The organism is Pseudoalteromonas sp. Isolate3 (assembly GCF_022398505.1).
Taxonomy (GTDB): domain Bacteria; phylum Pseudomonadota; class Gammaproteobacteria; order Enterobacterales; family Alteromonadaceae; genus Pseudoalteromonas; species Pseudoalteromonas apostichopi.
The window spans coordinates 1-2,093 of record NZ_JAKEVN010000229.1; the positions used below are offsets into that span (position 1 = coordinate 1).

Below are 2,093 nucleotides of genomic sequence, written 5' to 3' on the forward strand. Positions count from 1 at the left end.
GTTTATAAGCCCATGTTTAATAAAATAATTAATCTATAGTAGTAAGTCTCCGATTACTCTACCACCAATAAGATTGTTCGACTATTTGATAAAAGCCCGTTAAGTCACGTTCGTTCATTTTCAGGCGGTTAGCAAGCATTTTTCGACCCTCTCGATCTAAAAAGCTAGAAATCATAAGTGCTTCGCGGTTGGTTTTAGCTTTTTCAAAGTAGCTTAACTTATCAGTGACATAATGCTTATCTAAGCCCTTGTCTTCTTCCAATACAGCTTTGACTTGGCGGGTAACATGTAACTTCATTAAATTGCTTTCCTTAGCATTTAGCGGATAAAAAAGTGTTATTAAAACAACACCATTGTTTGAATCTCTGATTATAGCCGATTTTTTTAACTCGGAACCTGAGAGGTTAAATAATTTTTAATTTTATTTGTTATGTTACTTCATGAAATTTAATTTAATCGCTAAGGCAATAACTCTAAATGCGTGGGGTTACCTTAAACATAGTATTCTTTTCCAGAAGAGCGATTTTTCTTCTTAAGTCAGATACCCCCAGAGTTTTAGCTAGTTTCAGTTCCTTTTTTATAAATAACAGGCTTTGCTGAGCAGAGCTGAGTCTATTAAGGGCTGTCTTGTACTCAATTTGGGTTTGTTCCAATTTATTCTTTACCTCACTTAAGTCGTTTTTAAGGTTTTTAAATTCACTATAATGCTGGTGTGTAGCTTTACTATTTTTTATACCTCGTGTAAATCCGTATTTTTTTGCCACTTTTTCGTAAAACTCCGTTTGTAATTCGCTAAGTCTGCCTCGAGCTCCACCAATAATAGCTCGGCTATTTAACTTTGATTCTATTTTGGGTACCATTAAATAGTGACCGTGCGCGCCCGATTCATCGTAATGTATTGATAAACAAAGGATATTTTTGTAATCTCCTCCATGTAATTTAACTAGCCAGTGTGCAGCATCAGTGAAATATGCTATTTGCTGTTTTTTTGTCAATTTATTCATATGATCTGGAGAGCCTGTGATAATAGCTTCATGAGCTAGTACAGCATTCTTACGCACTTTTATACCCTCTAAAGCACTCTCAAACCGACTCATACAGGCTTCAATAGTGTTTAACCCTTTTGCTTGGATATTATAATGAGATAGCTCAGTGTTTACGTTTGGAGGGTTTACCAGTCGCAAATTATGAGCAAGGGCAGCACGTAACTGTCTTTGCAAATTAATTTTTTTTATCCTGAAGATAGCTTTATTGTTGCTTGTATCAATCATTGCCTAATCCTTAGCCATTTTTTTAAATGTGGATGCATCTTCAAAGTTGTCTATAGACAACTTTGAACACAATTGTAAATTGTGCACCCACTCCACATTTTGGCAAGAGTAACGCTACGCAACTCAGCCAAAATGTCGCTCCGCGGTGGGTTAACATTTTTCTGGGCAAACACCCATTGAGTCTAATAGCCCCTCATGCTCGTCTTTTATAGTAGTTTCGCTTTCATCTGTTAGTGTGTTTTCTTTAGTTGATGGGCTGACTCTTTTAGAAAATTTAATTTTCTTTTTATGAGCATTTGCCTTGAAAGCTATTATATCTTTCGAAGATTGGGGGCGAATAGAACCCCATATGGACTCTTCTTCCCAGAAGATAGCTTTTGCCTTTTCTAAGGACACAGGCAAGACTTTCAAACTTGCATCGCCTGTTATAGCCCCTGTATTTTCGTCGAAGATAAACTCCTTAGATTCCATAACTGTTAAGTCTACGCTTAACGTGCGGTTCTCCTTTTCTAGGGTTACAGTAAGACTAATGGTGTCATCAATTTTAACCGAAAATACATTATCTAGGTTTTCAACAATTGAGATGAATTCAATTTCAATATATACGTTACTCATAAACTCTATTCCTTGTTTTGATTATTACTATCGTAACGTATTTGGGGCAACTCGACGCCAATCGGTAAAAATAAATATTGCTAATTTTTATCTAATTTGTTCATGGTTGATTGTAGGCGTTAATAAATAATTTCCTAATAGATAATAATTAATTTAAGGGTAAAAATAACGAGTCGTGCCCTTTATGTTAAGATATTAACTTGCCAT

At 35.4% G+C, this 2,093-nt stretch carries 3 protein-coding genes; all 3 read right to left on the bottom strand.

The genetic code is table 11. The features are described 5' to 3' along the window. Nucleotides 1-58 precede the first annotated feature (58 nt). Entirely contained in the window at nucleotides 59-298 is a 240-nt protein-coding gene (locus L1D46_RS20435; RefSeq protein ID WP_239978150.1) for a hypothetical protein, read from the bottom strand. Nucleotides 299-473: 175 nt separating this feature from the next. After that, nucleotides 474-1,271: a MobV family relaxase gene (mobV, locus tag L1D46_RS20440; protein ID WP_239978151.1), complete on the bottom strand. Its 798-nt coding sequence runs from the start codon at nucleotides 1,269-1,271 to the stop codon at nucleotides 474-476. 150 nt (nucleotides 1,272-1,421) lie between these two features. Further along, a complete protein-coding gene (locus L1D46_RS20445; protein ID WP_239978152.1) occupies nucleotides 1,422-1,886 on the bottom strand; it encodes a hypothetical protein in 465 nt (154 codons plus the stop codon). Between the last annotated feature and the right edge of the window lie 207 nt (nucleotides 1,887-2,093).

Excerpts from the sequence above, each read along its gene's own strand:
- L1D46_RS20435 (WP_239978150.1), bottom strand. The coding sequence starts at position 298 with ATGAAGTTACATGTTACCCGCCAAGTCAAAGCTGTATTGGAAGAAGAC.
- mobV (WP_239978151.1), bottom strand. The coding sequence starts at position 1,271 with ATGATTGATACAAGCAACAATAAAGCTATCTTCAGGATAAAAAAAATT.
- L1D46_RS20445 (WP_239978152.1), bottom strand. The coding sequence starts at position 1,886 with ATGAGTAACGTATATATTGAAATTGAATTCATCTCAATTGTTGAAAAC.